Source organism: Acinetobacter sp. WCHA45, from assembly GCF_002165255.2.
Classification (GTDB): Bacteria; Pseudomonadota; Gammaproteobacteria; order Pseudomonadales; family Moraxellaceae; genus Acinetobacter.
Window position 1 is genome coordinate 2642633 of record NZ_CP028561.1, and the last position, 18120, is coordinate 2660752.

The 18120-nt window shown below is 41.8% G+C and carries 10 protein-coding genes, 2 tRNA genes and 3 rRNA genes; 2 read left to right on the forward strand and 13 right to left on the reverse strand.

Translation table 11 applies throughout. The features are described 5' to 3' along the window. Positions 1–41: 41 nt before the first annotated feature. From CDG55_RS14115 to CDG55_RS14125, 3 genes are all read right to left on the reverse strand, one after another. On the reverse strand, positions 42–2423 hold the full coding sequence (locus CDG55_RS14115; protein ID WP_087536507.1) for a YgiQ family radical SAM protein: 2382 nt from the start codon (positions 2421–2423) through the stop codon (positions 42–44). Between the two features lie 166 nt (positions 2424–2589). Beyond that, on the reverse strand, positions 2590–3099 hold the full coding sequence (locus CDG55_RS14120) for a hypothetical protein (protein ID WP_087536506.1): 510 nt from the start codon (positions 3097–3099) through the stop codon (positions 2590–2592). Between the two features lie 84 nt (positions 3100–3183). Next, positions 3184–4401: an MFS transporter gene (locus CDG55_RS14125; protein ID WP_087536505.1), complete on the reverse strand. Its 1218-nt coding sequence runs from the start codon at positions 4399–4401 to the stop codon at positions 3184–3186. A gap of 517 nt (positions 4402–4918) precedes the next feature. Here CDG55_RS14125 and CDG55_RS14130 point away from each other — a divergent pair. After that, positions 4919–5398 carry a lytic transglycosylase domain-containing protein gene (locus CDG55_RS14130; RefSeq protein ID WP_228252559.1) on the forward strand — a complete coding sequence of 160 codons (480 nt, stop codon included), beginning with the start codon at positions 4919–4921 and terminating at the stop codon, positions 5396–5398. A 61-nt stretch (positions 5399–5459) separates the two neighbouring features. On the opposite strand, the gene cysK is transcribed toward CDG55_RS14130, so the two are convergent. The 10 genes from cysK to CDG55_RS14180 form a co-directional block, all read right to left on the reverse strand. Beyond that, entirely contained in the window at positions 5460–6461 is a 1002-nt protein-coding gene (gene cysK, locus CDG55_RS14135; RefSeq protein WP_087536504.1) for a cysteine synthase A, read from the reverse strand. A gap of 122 nt (positions 6462–6583) precedes the next feature. Continuing rightward, positions 6584–7159, reverse strand: coding sequence for a hypothetical protein (locus CDG55_RS14140; RefSeq protein ID WP_087536503.1), 576 nt, complete (start codon positions 7157–7159; stop codon positions 6584–6586). 93 nt (positions 7160–7252) lie between these two features. Further along, positions 7253–7367, reverse strand: a 5S ribosomal RNA gene (gene rrf / locus CDG55_RS14145). Positions 7368–7562: 195 nt separating this feature from the next. Beyond that, a 23S ribosomal RNA gene (locus CDG55_RS14150) occupies positions 7563–10453 on the reverse strand. Between the two features lie 384 nt (positions 10454–10837). Next, positions 10838–10913, reverse strand: a tRNA-Ala gene (locus CDG55_RS14155). Positions 10914–10949: 36 nt separating this feature from the next. Then, positions 10950–11026 (reverse strand) — tRNA-Ile (locus CDG55_RS14160). Between the two features lie 59 nt (positions 11027–11085). After that, a 16S ribosomal RNA gene (locus CDG55_RS14165) occupies positions 11086–12622 on the reverse strand. The 16S, 23S and 5S rRNA genes sit together here with 2 tRNA genes alongside, the layout of an rRNA operon. Before the next feature lie 707 nt (positions 12623–13329). Continuing rightward, complete coding sequence (locus tag CDG55_RS14170) at positions 13330–15306, reverse strand: BCCT family transporter (protein ID WP_087536730.1); 1977 nt, start codon at positions 15304–15306, stop codon at positions 13330–13332. A 151-nt stretch (positions 15307–15457) separates the two neighbouring features. Beyond that, positions 15458–16153 (reverse strand): ion channel, encoded by a 696-nt coding sequence (locus tag CDG55_RS14175; protein WP_087536729.1) that lies wholly within the window; start codon positions 16151–16153, stop codon positions 15458–15460. A gap of 45 nt (positions 16154–16198) precedes the next feature. After that, a complete protein-coding gene (locus tag CDG55_RS14180; protein WP_050041930.1) occupies positions 16199–16795 on the reverse strand; it encodes a TetR/AcrR family transcriptional regulator in 597 nt (198 codons plus the stop codon). An 85-nt stretch (positions 16796–16880) separates the two neighbouring features. Between CDG55_RS14180 and CDG55_RS14185 the strand changes: the two genes are divergently transcribed. Further along, positions 16881–18089 carry an oxygenase MpaB family protein gene (locus CDG55_RS14185; RefSeq protein ID WP_087536728.1) on the forward strand — a complete coding sequence of 403 codons (1209 nt, stop codon included), beginning with the start codon at positions 16881–16883 and terminating at the stop codon, positions 18087–18089. The last annotated feature ends 31 nt before the right edge of the window (positions 18090–18120 follow it).

Genomic DNA, 18120 nt, shown 5'->3' on the forward strand with positions numbered 1-18120 from the left:
AAAAAAGAAGGCATCATGACTGATGCCTTCTTTTTATTGATTTAACGCTTTGGTTTCACTTTAGGTTTTGATTTTCCTGAGAATGGTTTTTTGTCACCTGTTTCACGTGGCGGTAAACCTGTATGTTGCGTTAAGATCTGCCCTTTTTGTGGACGTTTCTGACCTGATTGTGGCTGAGATTGCGCTTGACCACGCTTCGCTGAATCACCTGCAACAGTTGAGTTCTTTTTACGTGCAGATTTATATTCACCTTCAGCCGTACCTTGTGGCTGATAGGTTGGGATCAGATGCTGCTTCGAATTACCAATTAAATCCGAACGCCCCATCTCTTTCAGTGCTTCACGTAACAAAGGCCAGTTATTTGGATCATGATAACGCAAGAATGCTTTATGCAGACGGCGACGCTTTTCACCTTTCACAATATCGACATTTTCAGTATAACGTGCCACTTTAGACAACGGATTTTTGCCTGTGTAGTACATCGTGGTCGCAGTGGCCATTGGTGATGGGTAGAAGGTTTGTACCTGATCAGCACGGAAACCATTTTTCTTCAACCAAATCGCCAAGTTCATCATGTCATAATCGGTGGTACCTGGATGCGCTGCAATGAAGTATGGAATGAGATATTGTTCCTTACCTGCTTCCTTACTGAAACGCTCAAACATTTGTTTAAAGCGGTCATACGTCCCAATTCCCGGTTTCATCATCTTCGACAATGGGCCTTGTTCAGTATGCTCAGGTGCAATTTTTAAATAGCCACCCACATGATGCTGTACCAATTCTTTCACATATTCAGGGTTCAATACCGCAAGGTCATAACGTAGACCAGAACCAATCAAAATCTTCTTCACACCTTTGATTTCACGCGCTTTACGATAAAGCTGAACAAGAGGCGCATGATCGGTATGTAGGTTTTGACAAACCCCTGGATAAACACAAGATGGCTTACGACAATTTTTTTCAATTTCAGGGTCGTTACAGTGCAAACGATACATGTTTGCCGTTGGGCCACCTAAGTCTGAGATAATGCCTGTAAATTGAGGTGCCGTATCACGAATTTTTTCGATTTCACGCAAAATCGAATCTTCAGAACGGTTTTGAATAATACGACCTTCATGTTCAGTAATTGAACAGAAGGTACATCCGCCAAAACAACCACGCATGATATTGACCGAGAATTTGATCATATCAAAGGCTGGGAAACGTGCATTTCCATAAGAAGGATGCGGTAAACGTGCATAGGGTAAATCAAACACATAATCCATTTCCTCAGTGGTCAGAGGAATTGGTGGTGGGTTGATCCAGACATCACGTTCACCGTGGCGCTGCACCAAGGCACGCGCATTGCCTGGGTTGGTTTCAAGATGCAGAATACGGTTGGCATGGGCATACAGCACATGATCATCAGCAACGGCTTCAAAAGACGGTAAACGAATCACCGCCAATTCACGCGGAGGTAATTTATGTTTAATCGCTTTTGATGGCGCAGGCTTTAACTGCACAATCTGTGTATCTGGATCGAGCTGGTCGCCTTCACGCACAATTGGATTGGCAACGATTTCTTTTTGGAAATTCTGATACTGCGCTAATGAGTTACCTTTTTCTTTTTCAACTTCACAGCCATCAATATCTTCAGTCATGACATAAGGATTAATAATTGGATCGACACGTCCAATGGTATCCACGTCATTACTGGCAATTTCAACGAATTTGGCTTTAGATGCTTTATTATGCTTATTAATAATAAATGCTGTACCACGAACATCTGTAATTTCGTGGATTTTCTCACCTTTGGCTAAACGATGCATCACATCGATAATCGCACGCTCGCCATTACCATACATCAATAGATCAGCTTTTGAGTCCATCAAAATAGAGCGGCGAACTTTGTCTGACCAATAATCATAATGTGCAATACGACGCAAGCTGCCTTCAATACCACCAAGCAAGACAGGAACGTCAGGAAAAGCCTCACGGCAACGCTGACAATACACCGTGGCAGCACGATCTGGACGTTTATTCGGTTCATTATTTGGCGAATAGGCATCATCTGAACGAATTTTACGATCTGCCGTATAACGGTTGATCATTGAATCCATATTGCCTGCCGTTACCCCCCACGCAATGGTTGGTTTACCTAAAACACGGAAACTTTCAACATTGGTCCAATCTGGTTGAGCAATAATACCTACACGGAAGCCTTGTGCTTCGAGCACACGCCCAATCACACCCGATACAAAAGATGGATGATCAATATAAGCGTCACCACAAACCAAAATAAAGTCACACGCATCCCAGCCGAGTTGATCCATTTCTTCTCGTGACATCGGCAAAAATGGTGCGGGTTCAAAACACGACGCCCAATATTTGTCGTAATCAAACAACGCTTTTGGCGCGGTCTGCATAGTATAGGCAGTAGACATGGCTTGCGAATCTCGGCTAGCAGATGGAGGAGAGACATCTAAAGATGAAAGCCGATCATTTTAGCATGAATTCAATTCATTTTTATAGATCAAAAAACAAACAGAAGCATTTCCTCAAAAAGTATTTGTAACTTATTGAGGAAATAGCATCATAAAATGTTGATAATTATATTTCTTCGTTCAAGAAGCCTTCTTTAATTTCAGAAGGTAAATCTTGATGCCACCACGTATAAATAGAAGCTTTAATTTCTTCATCTTCATCAGGATCATTCAATGGTTCATCATCTTCACGAATAAGCTCATCGCCATCAAATTTGAACCAAAACTCCCATGGATCATCATCACCACAGCCCCAAGCTTGTGCATGAATATCAGGTAATAATCCTTTTAAAAATAATAAAATATTTTCAATGTTTTCATCGCCATTTGAGCCATGGGTAAAATCTAGGACAGCAAATCCATCAACATAGTGCAATGTCTCTGGCGCAAGATCATGTTCAATCGAATCAATCAAATCAACTAGCTCTTGAGTAATCTCATCCGCTTGCGGATTAATGAGTAAAGCTGTCTGAATGAACTTTTCTTCATCTCCATGATGTGTAGTAAATAAGACCTCTAATTGTCCCATGATTGTTGAGTCAGGATGTTTATAATAAACTCGACTATGTAATTCCATCTTATCTCCCCCAATTTTAATATTATCTCTACACCCAAATAGGTGTTTGTTTAAATTACTAAATTTTCAGGACTTTTATCAAGTTTATGCGACTTTATTTGTTGTTTTAGTTTCGTTTTTCATTAAGTGTATCGCGAGCGCAAAACCAATCACTAAGACCACTCCGACACTCAAATTAATTCCAATCCATCCAAAATGCTCCCAGACCAAACCACCACTACTCCCAAGCAAACTTGAGCCGATGTAATAGCAAAATAAATACAGCGAAGAAGCAACTGCCCGATATTGTACCGCCTGAACGGAGACCCAACTACTGGCTGTCGAATGTGCCGCAAAAAATGAAAAAGTGAAAATCGTCAATCCCAGTAAAATTGCCCAAAGCAAAGGAATAAGCGTAATGAACAGACCAACCATCATGCTAAATAATAAAAAAGGCAGCACTTTTGCTCGACCATATTGATACCCCCATCGCGCAGCTTTCGGTGAACTATAAATTCCAGCAAGATAAGCAATCGAAATCACACCAATCCATGCTTGTGATAAGTGAAATGGTGCTTCTAATAAATGATAGCTAATGTAGTTAAATACTGTCACTAAACAGCCCATTAAGATAAAACCTTGGGCAAATAAAATCCTTAATTTTGAATCTCTTAAGTTCTGCTCAAATGCATCCTTAAAGCGAGAAAACCGAAAGGGATACGGTTTAAAGTGCTGAGATTTGGGCAATAAAAAATAGAATAAACAAGCGATAATCAGATTTAGAAAACCAATAATATAAGTAGCAGATTGCCAAGAAATAAAATCAACTAAAACCCCAGCGATTAAACGCCCCCCCATTCCACCAATTGCCGTACCTGAAATATACAGCCCCATGGCAAAACCGATATCTTTTTGTGCGATCTCCTCCCCGATATAAGTCATTGCAACCGCTGCGACACCACTCACAGCTAAGCCAATAAAAATACGAGTAGTCAGAAAAATTTCCCAAATCGGAAATGAAGCACTAATTAGCAATAATACGGAAACAAAAAATAAGGCAAACACCATAATCCTTTTGCGTCCATAACGATCAGATATGAATCCTGTGAACAACAAACCAATCGCGAGTGCAATGGTTGAAAAAGATAAAGGGAAACTACTGTGCGTTGGTGTGACCTGAAAGAATTTTGCAAAGATCGGCATCATTGGCTGTACACAGTACAAGGATGAAAAGGAAGCAAAACCAGCAAAGAACAAAGACCATAAAATCGCGGTAAACGATTTTGAACCATATTCAATATGGGTTTTGACAATGTCCGACATAAATCAGCTTTTTCTACAGGTCTGGTTTGATTTTAGTCCCTTTTAGACTTCCTGTAATGGCTGCCTTTAAAAAAACCTGAAAAGTTGGGCATTGCATATAGTTTTCTGCAAAATGACCCTATATTTTGTAGGCTAAAACGTACACGAGTTGGGGTAATTAGCGAATATACGACTAAAGTTTAATTATCTATGATATTAATCATAAAGAGATAGGATGTCTCATTCAGAACAACAAGAAACACAGGATGTGGTCGTTGACAGGAGTTAACGGCAAGAAACCAAATATGAAAAAGCCTCGACAGGATGTCGGGGCTTTTTCTATTGATAAAGAGATATTCACATGATCATAAAGTAACTGTTATTGACTCATTTATTCGTGGTTAATACCATCCATTTAACTTAACGCTAACGGTTTATTATTTTGCAATTCATCTCCACTCACGATGATCAACAACGATCTATAAAAAAATTAAAAAGGCTGATTATTCAAATAAGCTTGATTGTGATTGCAATCAATATGACAGCTTGCAGTAGTTTAAGTGGATCATTCGCCAATCGCTCTACTCAGTTGTCATCTGGACTACAAAATGCCTATTCTGTTTCTCCAAATACGGCCAATCGTTTATCTCCTATGATTGTGCAAAGTGCCGAGCGTTATGATGTATCACCCACTTTACTCGCTGCGCTCATTCGCCAAGAATCAAATTATAATAGTTCAGCACGCTCCCCTACAGGTGCGATCGGTTTAACTCAAATAGTTTCGACTCATTGGCGCGAGTCTTGTCCTGGCAATCTTTATGATGAAAATACTAATATTAATTGCGGTGCATATATCCTATCGACCTATTATAAATCTGCAGGCAGTTGGTCAAAGGCCGTAGCGTATTATAATGTTGGGCCATCAGGTTATGAACGGAGTTTTTGGACACGCCATAAAGGTAAAAAGTATGCTCGTTCAGTAAAACGTCATGAAAAAATCTTAAAAAAAGCCCTATAAAATAAAGCGTAAATAAGAAACCATGCTCTTAGGCATGGTTTTTATTCGCTGAATAATGAAATTATGCTTCGCCAAACAAACCTTCAAATAACACCGAAGACAAATAACGCTCACCACTATCAGGTAAAATTACAACTATCGTTTTGCCTACATTTTCAGGGCGTTCAGCAATTTGTGCCGCGGCCGCCAATGCTGCACCGCTTGAAATACCCACTAAAATTCCTTCTTGCATTGCACATTTTCTTGCCCACTCAATCGCATCCGCACTATTCACTGGCAACACTTCATCGACCAAGTTTAGGTCTAAGTTTTTAGGAATAAAATTCGCACCAATCCCTTGAATTTTATGCGGTGCTGGTGTGATGCTTTCACCATTTTTAGTTTGGGTAATAATTGGAGATTCAGCAGGTTCGACTGCAACAGAATAAATTGGCTGATTTTGAACTTGCTCAAAATAACGTGAAATTCCTGTAATTGTTCCACCAGTACCAACACCCGCAACTAAGATATCCACTTGTCCATTGGTTGCCTGCCAAATTTCAGGACCAGTCGTATCAACATGAATTTGAGGGTTGGCTGGATTTTCAAATTGTTGCGGTAGGAAATAAAGCTCTGGATTCTCAGTCGCTAAACGAACCGCTTCATCGACAGCCCCTTTCATACCCTTTGCTGGTTCAGTGAGCACTAAATTTGCCCCTAAAGCTTTAAGTACTTTTCTACGCTCTAAGCTCATACTCGCTGGCATGGTCAAAGTAATCGGATAACCTTTTGCTGCGGCAACGAATGCCAAGGCAATACCTGTATTACCACTGGTTGGCTCAACAATATGCATCCCTGCTTTCAGTACGCCACGTTTTTCCGCATCCGCAATCAACGCTGCGCCTATACGGCATTTTACTGAAAATGCGGGATTACGGCTTTCCACTTTTGCCAATACTGTAGCATCTGATTTAATCAAGCGATTGATACGAACTAAGGGTGTATTACCAATGGCTTCGGCATTGTTTGCATAAACAGCGATACCTAGGTTGGCAGGCGTTGGAAATTGCTGATCGGTCGACATGTTATTTCCTTATTAGATTTGGAATGATTCTTAAGCATTATAGGCTTGTGAATCTAAGAGGAAAGTAGAAAACATTAAGATTTATGAAAAGTTTTTCCCATATTCATAGTTTTCTTCGCCGATTATGCACCCGTAAACCATGAGAAAAACACATAGTCATCGGACGTTTCATAAAATATCTCTATCTCATTCCAATCTGCTGTTAATCCTAATGCTAATTTTATATCTGAAGAAATAGGTAAAGTAAAACTTTCAACTGGAGTAACCTCCACACCGTTATGATAAATTCCCCAACGATCAGAGTATTTTAGATTTTTCGCATTCTGATTTTTCTTTATTAATTTTTGGATAGAATACACTATCCATTGTGTTTGTTCTTGTACTTCTAATTCAGTTAGTTTTTTAAAATTAGCTTTCTCTAATATAGGTAATAGCCAAATATCAAAAATGTTTTTTAAATCTGTTGTAGTTGTTTCAAGAATATCCCATTCTTCATAAAAATGAAGTTGATGAATAACCAGTATTATAAATGCTTCTAATGAATTCAAACCTTGTGATTTTTTACAAATAAAATAGACGGCATCACACATCCCTTCATCGAAAGTCCTATATTCAACTCGATCACGGGTAGAATTAGATAGTATATTTTTTACTTGTTTAAAATTTGATTTAATTTTTTCTAATGAGATTTCATCCATAACATCTTCTTAATCAATGACAATCATATAATTAAAATAAATGTAACATAAAAAACACCCCTAACCGTTAGGTTAGGGGTGTTTAGATTTAAAAGCTGGCGATGACTTACTCTCACATGGCAAATGCCACACTACCATCAGCGCTAAGAGGTTTCACTTCTGAGTTCGGGAAGGGATCAGGTGGTTCACTCTTGCTATTGTCGCCAGCAAACTGTTGTGGTGTTTTGGGGTCTTATTGATCATGTTGTGTTTTCACTTCATGTCTGCCTTACTTACGAACCAAAGAGTTATTAACGGATTAGATATTGAGTCTAACTTTGTGTTCAGCATTTTAACTAGTTTTCACACTAAATCAAGTTATGTATTGAATTTATCTTGAATACAACAACTGTTTGGGTGTTGTATAGTCAAGCCTCACGAGCAATTAGTATTGGTCAGCTTCACACGTCACCGTGCTTCCACACCCAACCTATCAACGTCCTAGTCTCGAACGGCTCTTTAGAGGAATAAATTCCTAGGGAAATCTTATCTTGAGGTAGGCTTCCCGCTTAGATGCTTTCAGCGGTTATCCCTTCCGAACATAGCTACCCGGCGATGCGACTGGCGTCACAACCGGTACACCAGAGGTTCGTCCACTCTGGTCCTCTCGTACTAGGAGCAGATCCTCTCAAATTTCCAGCGCCCACGGTAGATAGGGACCGAACTGTCTCACGACGTTCTAAACCCAGCTCGCGTACCTCTTTAAATGGCGAACAGCCATACCCTTGGGACCTGCTTCAGCCCCAGGATGAGATGAGCCGACATCGAGGTGCCAAACACCGCCGTCGATATGAACTCTTGGGCGGTATCAGCCTGTTATCCCCAGAGTACCTTTTATCCGTTGAGCGATGGCCTTTCCATACAGAACCACCGGATCACTAAGACCTACTTTCGTACCTGCTCGACTTGTGGGTCTCGCAGTTAAGCGCGCTTTTGCCTTTATACTCTACGCGTGATTTCCGACCACGCTGAGCGCACCTTCGTACTCCTCCGTTACTCTTTAGGAGGAGACCGCCCCAGTCAAACTACCCACCAGACATGGTCCTCGCCCCGGATTACGGGGCAGAGTTAGAACCTCAACATTACCAGGGTGGTATTTCAAGGACGGCTCCATTGGAACTAGCGTTCCAACTTCAAAGCCTCCCACCTATCCTACACAAGTAAGGTCAAAGTTCAATGTCAAGCTGCAGTAAAGGTTCACGGGGTCTTTCCGTCTAGCCGCGGGTACACTGCATCTTCACAGCGATTTCGATTTCACTGAGCCTCTGCTGGAGACAGCGCCGCCATCATTATGCCATTCGTGCAGGTCGGAACTTACCCGACAAGGAATTTCGCTACCTTAGGACCGTTATAGTTACGGCCGCCGTTTACTGGGGCTTCGATCAAGAGCTTCGCTTACGCTAACCCCATCAATTAACCTTCCAGCACCGGGCAGGCATCACACCCTATACGTCCACTTTCGTGTTTGCAGAGTGCTATGTTTTTAATAAACAGTTGCAGCGGCCTGGTTTCTGTGGCTGCCAATAGCTCAGGGAGCAAGTCCCATCACCGTCAGCAGCGTACCTTCTCCCGAAGTTACGGTACCATTTTGCCTAGTTCCTTCAGCAGAGTTCTCTCAAGCGCTTTGGTCTACTCGACCTGACCACCTGTGTCGGTTTCGGGTACGATTCCTGTGTAACTGAAGCTTAGAGACTTTTCCTGGAAGCATGGTATCAGCCACTTCACTGTACAAGTACAGCTTGCTATCAGTTCTCAGCATAGAGTACCCCGGATTTGCCTAAGATACATGCCTACAACCTTCCACCTGGACAACCAACGCCAGGCTGACTTAACCTTCTCCGTCCTCTCATCGCATTACACAGAAGTATTGGAATATTAACCAATTTCCCATCGACTACGCCTTTCGGCCTCGCCTTAGGGGTCGACTCACCCAGCCCCGATTAACGTTGGACTGGAACCCTTGGTCTTTCAGCGAACGGGTTTTTCACCCGTTTTGTCGTTACTCACGTCAGCATTCGCACTTCTGATACCTCCAGCATACTTCTCAATACACCTTCATCGGCTTACAGAACGCTCCCCTACCACTTGACTAATGTCAAATCCGCAGCTTCGGCACATAGTTTTAGCCCCGTTACATCTTCCGCGCAGGCCGACTCGACTAGTGAGCTATTACGCTTTCTTTAAAGGGTGGCTGCTTCTAAGCCAACCTCCTAGCTGTCTATGCCTTCCCACATCGTTTCCCACTTAACTATGATTTTGGGGCCTTAGCTGGCGGTCTGGATTGTTTTCCTCTTGACTACGGACGTTAGCACCCGCAGTCTGTCTCCCGGATAGTACTCATTGGTATTCGGAGTTTGCATCGGTTTGGTAAGTCGGGATGACCCCCTAGCCGAAACAGTGCTCTACCCCCAATGGTATTCGTCCGAGGCGCTACCTAAATAGCTTTCGGGGAGAACCAGCTATCACCAGGCTTGATTAGCCTTTCACCCCTATCCACAAGTCATCCCCTGGCTTTTCAACGACAGTGGGTTCGGTCCTCCAGTTAGTGTTACCCAACCTTCAACCTGCTCATGGATAGATCGCCTGGTTTCGGGTCTACACCCAGCAACTAAACGCCCTATTAAGACTCGATTTCTCTACGGCTCCCCTATACGGTTAACCTTGCTACTGAATGTAAGTCGCTGACCCATTATACAAAAGGTACGCAGTCACCGAACAAGTCGGCTCCCACTGCTTGTATGCATGCGGTTTCAGGATCTATTTCACTCCCCTCACAGGGGTTCTTTTCGCCTTTCCCTCACGGTACTGGTTCACTATCGGTCAGTCAGGAGTATTTAGCCTTGGAGGATGGTCCCCCCATATTCAGACAAGGTTTCACGTGCCTCGCCCTACTCGTCATCATTGTGTGTGCCCTTTCGTGTACGGGAATATCACCCTCTACGTTCGCACTTCCCAGAGCGTTCCACTAGAACACACACAACTTAATGGGCTGATCCCCGTTCGCTCGCCGCTACTAAGGGAATCTCAATTGATTTCTTTTCCTAAGGGTACTGAGATGTTTCACTTCCCCTCGTTCGCTTCATAAGCCTATGTATTCAGCTTATGATACCCGCCTTATAGCGGGTGGGTTCCCCCATTCAGAAATCTCCGGATCAAAGGATATTTGCCGCCTCCCCGGAGCTTTTCGCAGGCTATCACGTCTTTCTTCGCCTCTGACTGCCAAGGCATCCACCACATGCACTTAATTACTTGACTATACAACCCCAAACAGTCGTTAACACTTACAAGTGAGTGTTAGCGTTGCAAACTTAATTGCTACTATTCGTTGTCTGTGAATTTAATCACCATACAGCTTCAATCTAAATTCATATACCAAAACGCTTGATTCAGTGTTTTTGCTAGTTCTCATTTCATTCAACTTAAACAATGAATTGTTTAAATCAAAGAATGAGTGAACAATTTATTTCAGACTCAAATTCTAATCTGTTAATGATTAACTACCGCCTCGTCAGCGAGTAGTAAACTGTGATAAATCACAGAAGTTAATAAACTCAAATCAAGATCTCTTTTGATTTATTTAGATATTTATTAATTTCTATAATTTACTCTAGCTTTGAATTAAATGTTTCATTTAATTCGTGGTGGAGACTAGGAGAGTCGAACTCCTGACCTCCTGCGTGCAAAGCAGGCGCTCTACCAACTAAGCTAAGTCCCCAGCTTATCATTTAATGAACGACATATCTTTCAGATTTGGTGGGTCTGACAAGACTTGAACTTGTGACCCCACGCTTATCAAGCGTGTGCTCTAACCAACTGAGCTACAGACCCTCAGATACATCTTCGAAGAACAACTTGTTGTGGATTCTTACCGATCGTCAATCTTTCGTTAAGGAGGTGATCCAGCCGCAGGTTCCCCTACGGCTACCTTGTTACGACTTCACCCCAGTCATCGGCCACACCGTGGTAAGCGTCCTCCTTGCGGTTAGACTACCTACTTCTGGTGCAACAAACTCCCATGGTGTGACGGGCGGTGTGTACAAGGCCCGGGAACGTATTCACCGCGGCATTCTGATCCGCGATTACTAGCGATTCCGACTTCATGGAGTCGAGTTGCAGACTCCAATCCGGACTACGATCGGCTTTTTGAGATTAGCATCCTATCGCTAGGTAGCAACCCTTTGTACCGACCATTGTAGCACGTGTGTAGCCCTGGCCGTAAGGGCCATGATGACTTGACGTCGTCCCCGCCTTCCTCCAGTTTGTCACTGGCAGTATCCTTAAAGTTCCCATCCGAAATGCTGGCAAGTAAGGAAAAGGGTTGCGCTCGTTGCGGGACTTAACCCAACATCTCACGACACGAGCTGACGACAGCCATGCAGCACCTGTATCTAGATTCCCGAAGGCACCAATCCATCTCTGGAAAGTTTCTAGTATGTCAAGGCCAGGTAAGGTTCTTCGCGTTGCATCGAATTAAACCACATGCTCCACCGCTTGTGCGGGCCCCCGTCAATTCATTTGAGTTTTAGTCTTGCGACCGTACTCCCCAGGCGGTCTACTTATCGCGTTAGCTGCGCCACTAAAGCCTCAAAGGCCCCAACGGCTAGTAGACATCGTTTACGGCATGGACTACCAGGGTATCTAATCCTGTTTGCTCCCCATGCTTTCGTACCTCAGCGTCAGTATTAGGCCAGATGGCTGCCTTCGCCATCGGTATTCCTCCAGATCTCTACGCATTTCACCGCTACACCTGGAATTCTACCATCCTCTCCCATACTCTAGCTGACCAGTATCGAATGCAATTCCTAAGTTAAGCTCAGGGATTTCACATCCGACTTAATCAGCCGCCTACGCACGCTTTACGCCCAGTAAATCCGATTAACGCTCGCACCCTCTGTATTACCGCGGCTGCTGGCACAGAGTTAGCCGGTGCTTATTCTGCGAGTAACGTCCACTATCCCAGAGTATTAATCCAGGTAGCCTCCTCCTCGCTTAAAGTGCTTTACAACCAAAAGGCCTTCTTCACACACGCGGCATGGCTGGATCAGGCTTCCGCCCATTGTCCAATATTCCCCACTGCTGCCTCCCGTAGGAGTCTGGGCCGTGTCTCAGTCCCAGTGTGGCGGATCATCCTCTCAGACCCGCTACAGATCGTCGCCTTGGTAGGCCTTTACCCCACCAACTAGCTAATCCGACTTAGGCTCATCATTTAGCGCAAGGTCCGAAGATCCCCTGCTTTCTCCCGTAGGACGTATGCGGTATTAGCATTCCTTTCGGAATGTTGTCCCCCACTAAATGGCAGATTCCTAAGCATTACTCACCCGTCCGCCGCTAGGATCAGTACCGAAGCACATCACCCCGCTCGACTTGCATGTGTTAAGCCTGCCGCCAGCGTTCAATCTGAGCCATGATCAAACTCTTCAGTTTAAAATCATTTGTACTTTACTAAAAGTACTAAATCTGGCTCATCAATTTTCTGACTAAAAATTCGCTCAAATAAACTTCGAGAAATTTCTACCATTCAATCAATGAAATATTTTCGATTGATCAACCAGTAAAAATCCACACAAGTTGTTCTTCTATTCTCTTAATGATCTTCTCGATGATTCGTCATCATCAAGCTAGGTCGGCTATGTTACTCTAATCTAAATTAAAGTCAACAGGTAATTTCGATATTTTTAAAACTCACCAATCAACCCAAGAACCCAACCAATCTAGCCAAATCCTTGTTTCTCAACAAGTTTTTATCTGCATCACCGCCGATGGATGTGCATTCTACACCATTTCAAAACACACGCAAGCACTTTTAGAAAATTTAAAATTCGGTTGTTTTTTTTTTAAACTTTAACTTACCTAATTTACTGATTTATATAATTTAAAATTTATTAATTTTCTTAAAAGTGAATTTAATAAAAGTAAGTATATGTAATTTCGTAACTTTTCAATAAATACGCTTTAATTATCAGCAAAAAAACAACTTTATCTTTATGTTTAGCTTTTATTTTAAGCACCTTACTCCATGCAAAAATTTGTCTCATATTCGATTGATGTTTGAAACTTCACCACCCAAAATAAAAACAACGGCTTTGATCGTTCAAAACCGTTGTTCTCAGTATTGCAATAAGTACTTTCTCTTAAGGAGTACTCCCTCTCACAATATTCAAGAAGTATAGATGACGTTCATATTGATCAATAATGTCTTGGATTAAATCTTCTTGCGTCCAATCCATCACATCATAATTTTGACCACCTTCTCTTAAGAACACTTCTGCTTGAAAGTAATTGGCTTCATCTTCTTCTGCTCGTCCCAACATAAAGCTAGGTGGAACAGTGGCATGCGAAACCACTTTATAGGTAAAATTAATTTCATGGTGATGATCGACATGCAGTTGCAGACCATTTTCAATTTCACGTATCTCCACTTCCAAGTGACGGCGTTTGAATTCACGCTGAATACTTTCAAAAGCCTTACGAACTTGCGTGTCGATATAGTGCTGAACTTCAGTTTCACTATGCGGATAATGCATAATTAAACCTAAACGCTGCTGCCAACTGCGTGGATTATTGATGGCACGTGGAGTAATACGCGCCTCTTGAATGGCCTTCATTTTAGTGACATCTAACTTCAAGGCTTTGAGTAAGCCCCAACTCATCAGCAACATAATAAAAGTAAAAGGCAATGCACTCATAATAATGGAAGATTGCAATGCCGATAGACCACCCACCAACAGCAGAATAATGGCCAATGCGGCCATCAACACCGTCCAAAATAATCTTTGCCATGTTGGAGAATTCTCGGTTTTAGCGGTGAGATAATCGGTAACCAGCGCACCCGAATCCGCAGAGGTAACGAAAAAGAGCATCACCAATACCGTCGCCAATAAACTCATCACTCCTGAAAATGGCAAATGATTCAAAAATTCAAATAAAGCTACAGATGAATCGCTTTGTACTGCATGAATCAAACTGACATTATGCTCTTGCATAATATTGAACAGTGCAGCATTACCTAAAAAGCCCATCCAGATAATGGTAAACCCAGTCGGAATCAGTAATACACCCACAATAAACTCACGGATGGTTCGGCCGCGTGATACACGGGCAATAAACATCCCCACAAATGGCGACCATGAAATCCACCAAGCCCAATACATAATAGTCCAACCGCCAATCCAGCCATTCGGTTGATAAGCATAGAGGTTAAAGGTCATACCAAATAGGTTCGACATATACGAACCCATGTTTTGAATGGTCGTTTGTAGTAGATAGATACTTGGGCCAGCAATAAATACAAAGGCTAAAAGTACCAAAGCCAAGACCAGATTCAGCTCAGAAAGACGTTTTACGCCTTTATCCAAACCGAGAAATACTGACATTGAAGCGAGAATACTGACAAAGACAATCAAACCCACTTGGACTTGGTTACTTTGCTCCACTCCAAATAAATAATGTAAGCCAGAATTAATCTGAGTAACACCAAAACCTAAAGAGGTCGCTACCCCAAAAACCGTGCCAATGGTGGCAAAGGTATCAATACTATCGCCCCAAGGACTGTAAATCTTCTTACCAATAATTGGATATAAGGCGGAACGGGTTTTTAACGGCAGATTATGACGATAAGCAAAATAGGCCAAAGCCAATCCGACCACGGCGTAAATTGCCCATGCATGTAAACCCCAGTGGAAAAAGGTAATCCTTAAGGCTTGTTGTGCAGATGCGATACTTTCAGGATCACCACTCGGTGGGCTGACATAGTGCATCACAGGTTCTGCAACACCGAAGAACATCAAACCGATGCCCATACCTGCGGTAAACAGCATAGCAAACCAAGAACCATTGCTATATTCAGGTTGGCTATGATCTGGTCCTAATTTAATTTTGCCGCTGGCCGAACAGGCAATATAAATCAGTAAAATCAAAAACACCGCAACAGAGAGGACATAAAACCAGCTAAAGGAATCTGTAATCCATTGCTTCAGTTGTTGTGTCAGAAATTCAAAGGAACTGGGTGCGATAATGACGATTGCGATAAAAATCGCAATGATAATCACCGTGCTTAAAAACACGTTTGGATTCACATTCGCAAACTGCGAAGATGGCTTGGAAGGCATAATTCCCCCATATTTTTTTAATGATAATGACAGACCCTAAGGGTCAAATAAGACATTCACATAGTGAATAAAAGCGAGTTCAGCGGTGTAAAACTCGATACTGATTATAAAAAATGTGAAAAATAAAGCAGTTGTAATGCTGTAACTGTATTTATTCTTTATCGCTCGATTGCTTAGGTAAATGGGCAATGTATTGTAATGCAATTAATCGAGAAACCACGACAGCGAGATACATCACCCCACCAAACATTTGTAGCATGGTTAATACTCTAGCGGCTGGGCTAATTGGCATCAAATCAGATAAACCCGTTGCTGATTGCAGACTAAAACTCAGAAATAATAAATCAAGCCAAACTTGTAAATCTTGTGGCTGATTTGGGTTTTGAAAACTATGGGGTAAAAGCAACTGGCAAATACTATATAAAAAGGCGAATGCCCAAGCGATGAGGGTAAAAACTGCACCTGCAGCAAATAATTCATCTTTGGTGAGATAACGATCTGCAAACATATAACGTAATAATCCATAAGCCGCATAAAAATACGCTAATGCTTCAAAACTATAAGCGATGATTTGGATTTTTGAATTGTCATAGCCAATAAAAATTAAAATTGAAAACAGAAAAGCACCACTGACAAAGACTAAGCCCCAAAATGTGAATACTGGTGTTTGGCGAATGACCTTGGCAATAATTAAGAGAGCTAAAACACCTAGTGACCAAGTTAAGGCACGATATTCACTATCTCCATAAGTCAACATCGCCAAAATTAACAAAGCCAATTGCACCAACAACAACCATGCAGAAGGTAATAAACGAAAACTGCCCCAAAATTGTTTTAAGCTTTGCATGTTGTTTTCCATGTGATTGTTATGATTTTCATTAAGTTAATGGCATCACACCGTATCTAAAAAGGCAACAATCATTTTAGAGAGTTCTTGTTGCAAACGTTGTTCTTCAATTAAAAAGGTATTTTTACTGGCATAACGCATCATGGTAAATAAAGTACTGTTAATAATTACAAAAGACTTATGTTTTAAAGTCTCAAAATCCCAATGGGGGTAATAACGTCCAAATAAGTACATACCCACTTCCAAGAAATGCTGCTCTAATACTTGTGCCGCTTCTGAATCACTATAGGCATGCCAATTTTTTAAGATTTCGATAAAGAAACCATGATCCGATTTCAATGATTCAAAACCAAAAGCGATACTTAATGTGATGATGTCTTGAATAGCTGTTTGTTGTTGGAGCATCACTAACTGCTTTAGTGCTTGCCCTAAATTTTCGCTTTTACGTAACAATAGTTCAGCAACAATCTGTTCTTTATTTTCAAAATATTGATAAATTGATCCGACACTTACCCCTGATTTTTCAGAAATTTTAGGTGTTGTTAATTGTAATACACCATATTCAGAAATACATTTTTGCGTTCCCTCCAGAATACTTTCGACAATCATTTTTGCACGTTGCTGCTGGGGTCTTTTTCTCATGTTCAGCCTTTATTAAAACGCGAATTGAATACGAATATTTATTCATATTAAGCTTTGATTAAATAACAATCAGGGGCTTTATGCAATGCAAAGCATCGTTAAACCTAAACGCTTAGCAGCGTTTGAAGACATGATTCAATCAAATATTAAAACCAAAATTCTGAGTTATATGACCCATCAACAGGTGCAACCCAGTTATGCAGAGTATCAAGCACTGAATACCGCTCTGCAAAGTGGTGATCAACCCATGGATCAACTGTTGCTTTGGGTACTCCAGAATCCAAAACAACATCGTAAATACTTTGAAACCGCACTCTATGAAGGTCTTGAGAAATTACCACATGAGATTGCTGAACTGACTGCCTTCTTCCAGTTAGTGGAACAGAAACCTGATTGGTATGAGCAAGCCAAAGTCGATGAAGCACTTAAATTTACCTATCGCCTAGGCATCAATAACGGACTGATCCTACGAGATCTATCGCTAATGACAGGTTATTTGTACCCTGGTTTTAATCAACCCCTAGTCCTGACAGGTGCACTAAAAAAACAGGCAGGAACACGCTTAGCTGAAACAACTAAATGGTGGGTCGATATCACTGAACAAGATGGTTTTGAACGTTTTAGTAAAGGCTTCACCTCTACTATTTTTGTGCGCTTCATTCATTCACTGGTACGCTATCAATTACAAAAATCTGAGAAATGGGATGCCGAGACTTGGGGGCTACCTATTAACCAATATGATCAAGCGATGACCAATATTGCCTTTAGTGGTGTGGTATTGATTGGTATCAGGGCATTGGGGATTTTCCCTAGCGCACAAGAGATTGATAGTTTTTTACATTTTTGGAAATATGCGGGCTGGTTGATGGGCATTGAAGAAAAATGGTTAGTGGATAATGAAGCTGATGGCTGGAAACTCATGTATTGGATGCAGTTTGCACATCCTCAATCTGATGAGAGCAGTATTTCTCTGGGATCTAGTCTTTCCAAAGAACCCTTTGAACGGAAATATCGTTACCTACGCTCTTTCCAGCAAAAACTCGCCTATAAGCAACATCTAGAAATTACCCAGTTCTTTATTGGTCGCAAGAAAATGCAGAAATTGGGTTTAGCACCACAGTCAGCCTCATGGTTTGCTTATTATTTAATTGGTCGTAATCTAGCACTGTATACTGGTGCCAAATACATACCACAATTAAATCGCGCCCTTGAACAAAATGGACGGCATTTGCAACGAATCGGTTTGTCACTCTATCGTAATCAAGCGCAACAACTGGCCAGTATGCATCAATAATAGAAAAAGCCCTCAAATTTTGAGGGCTTTA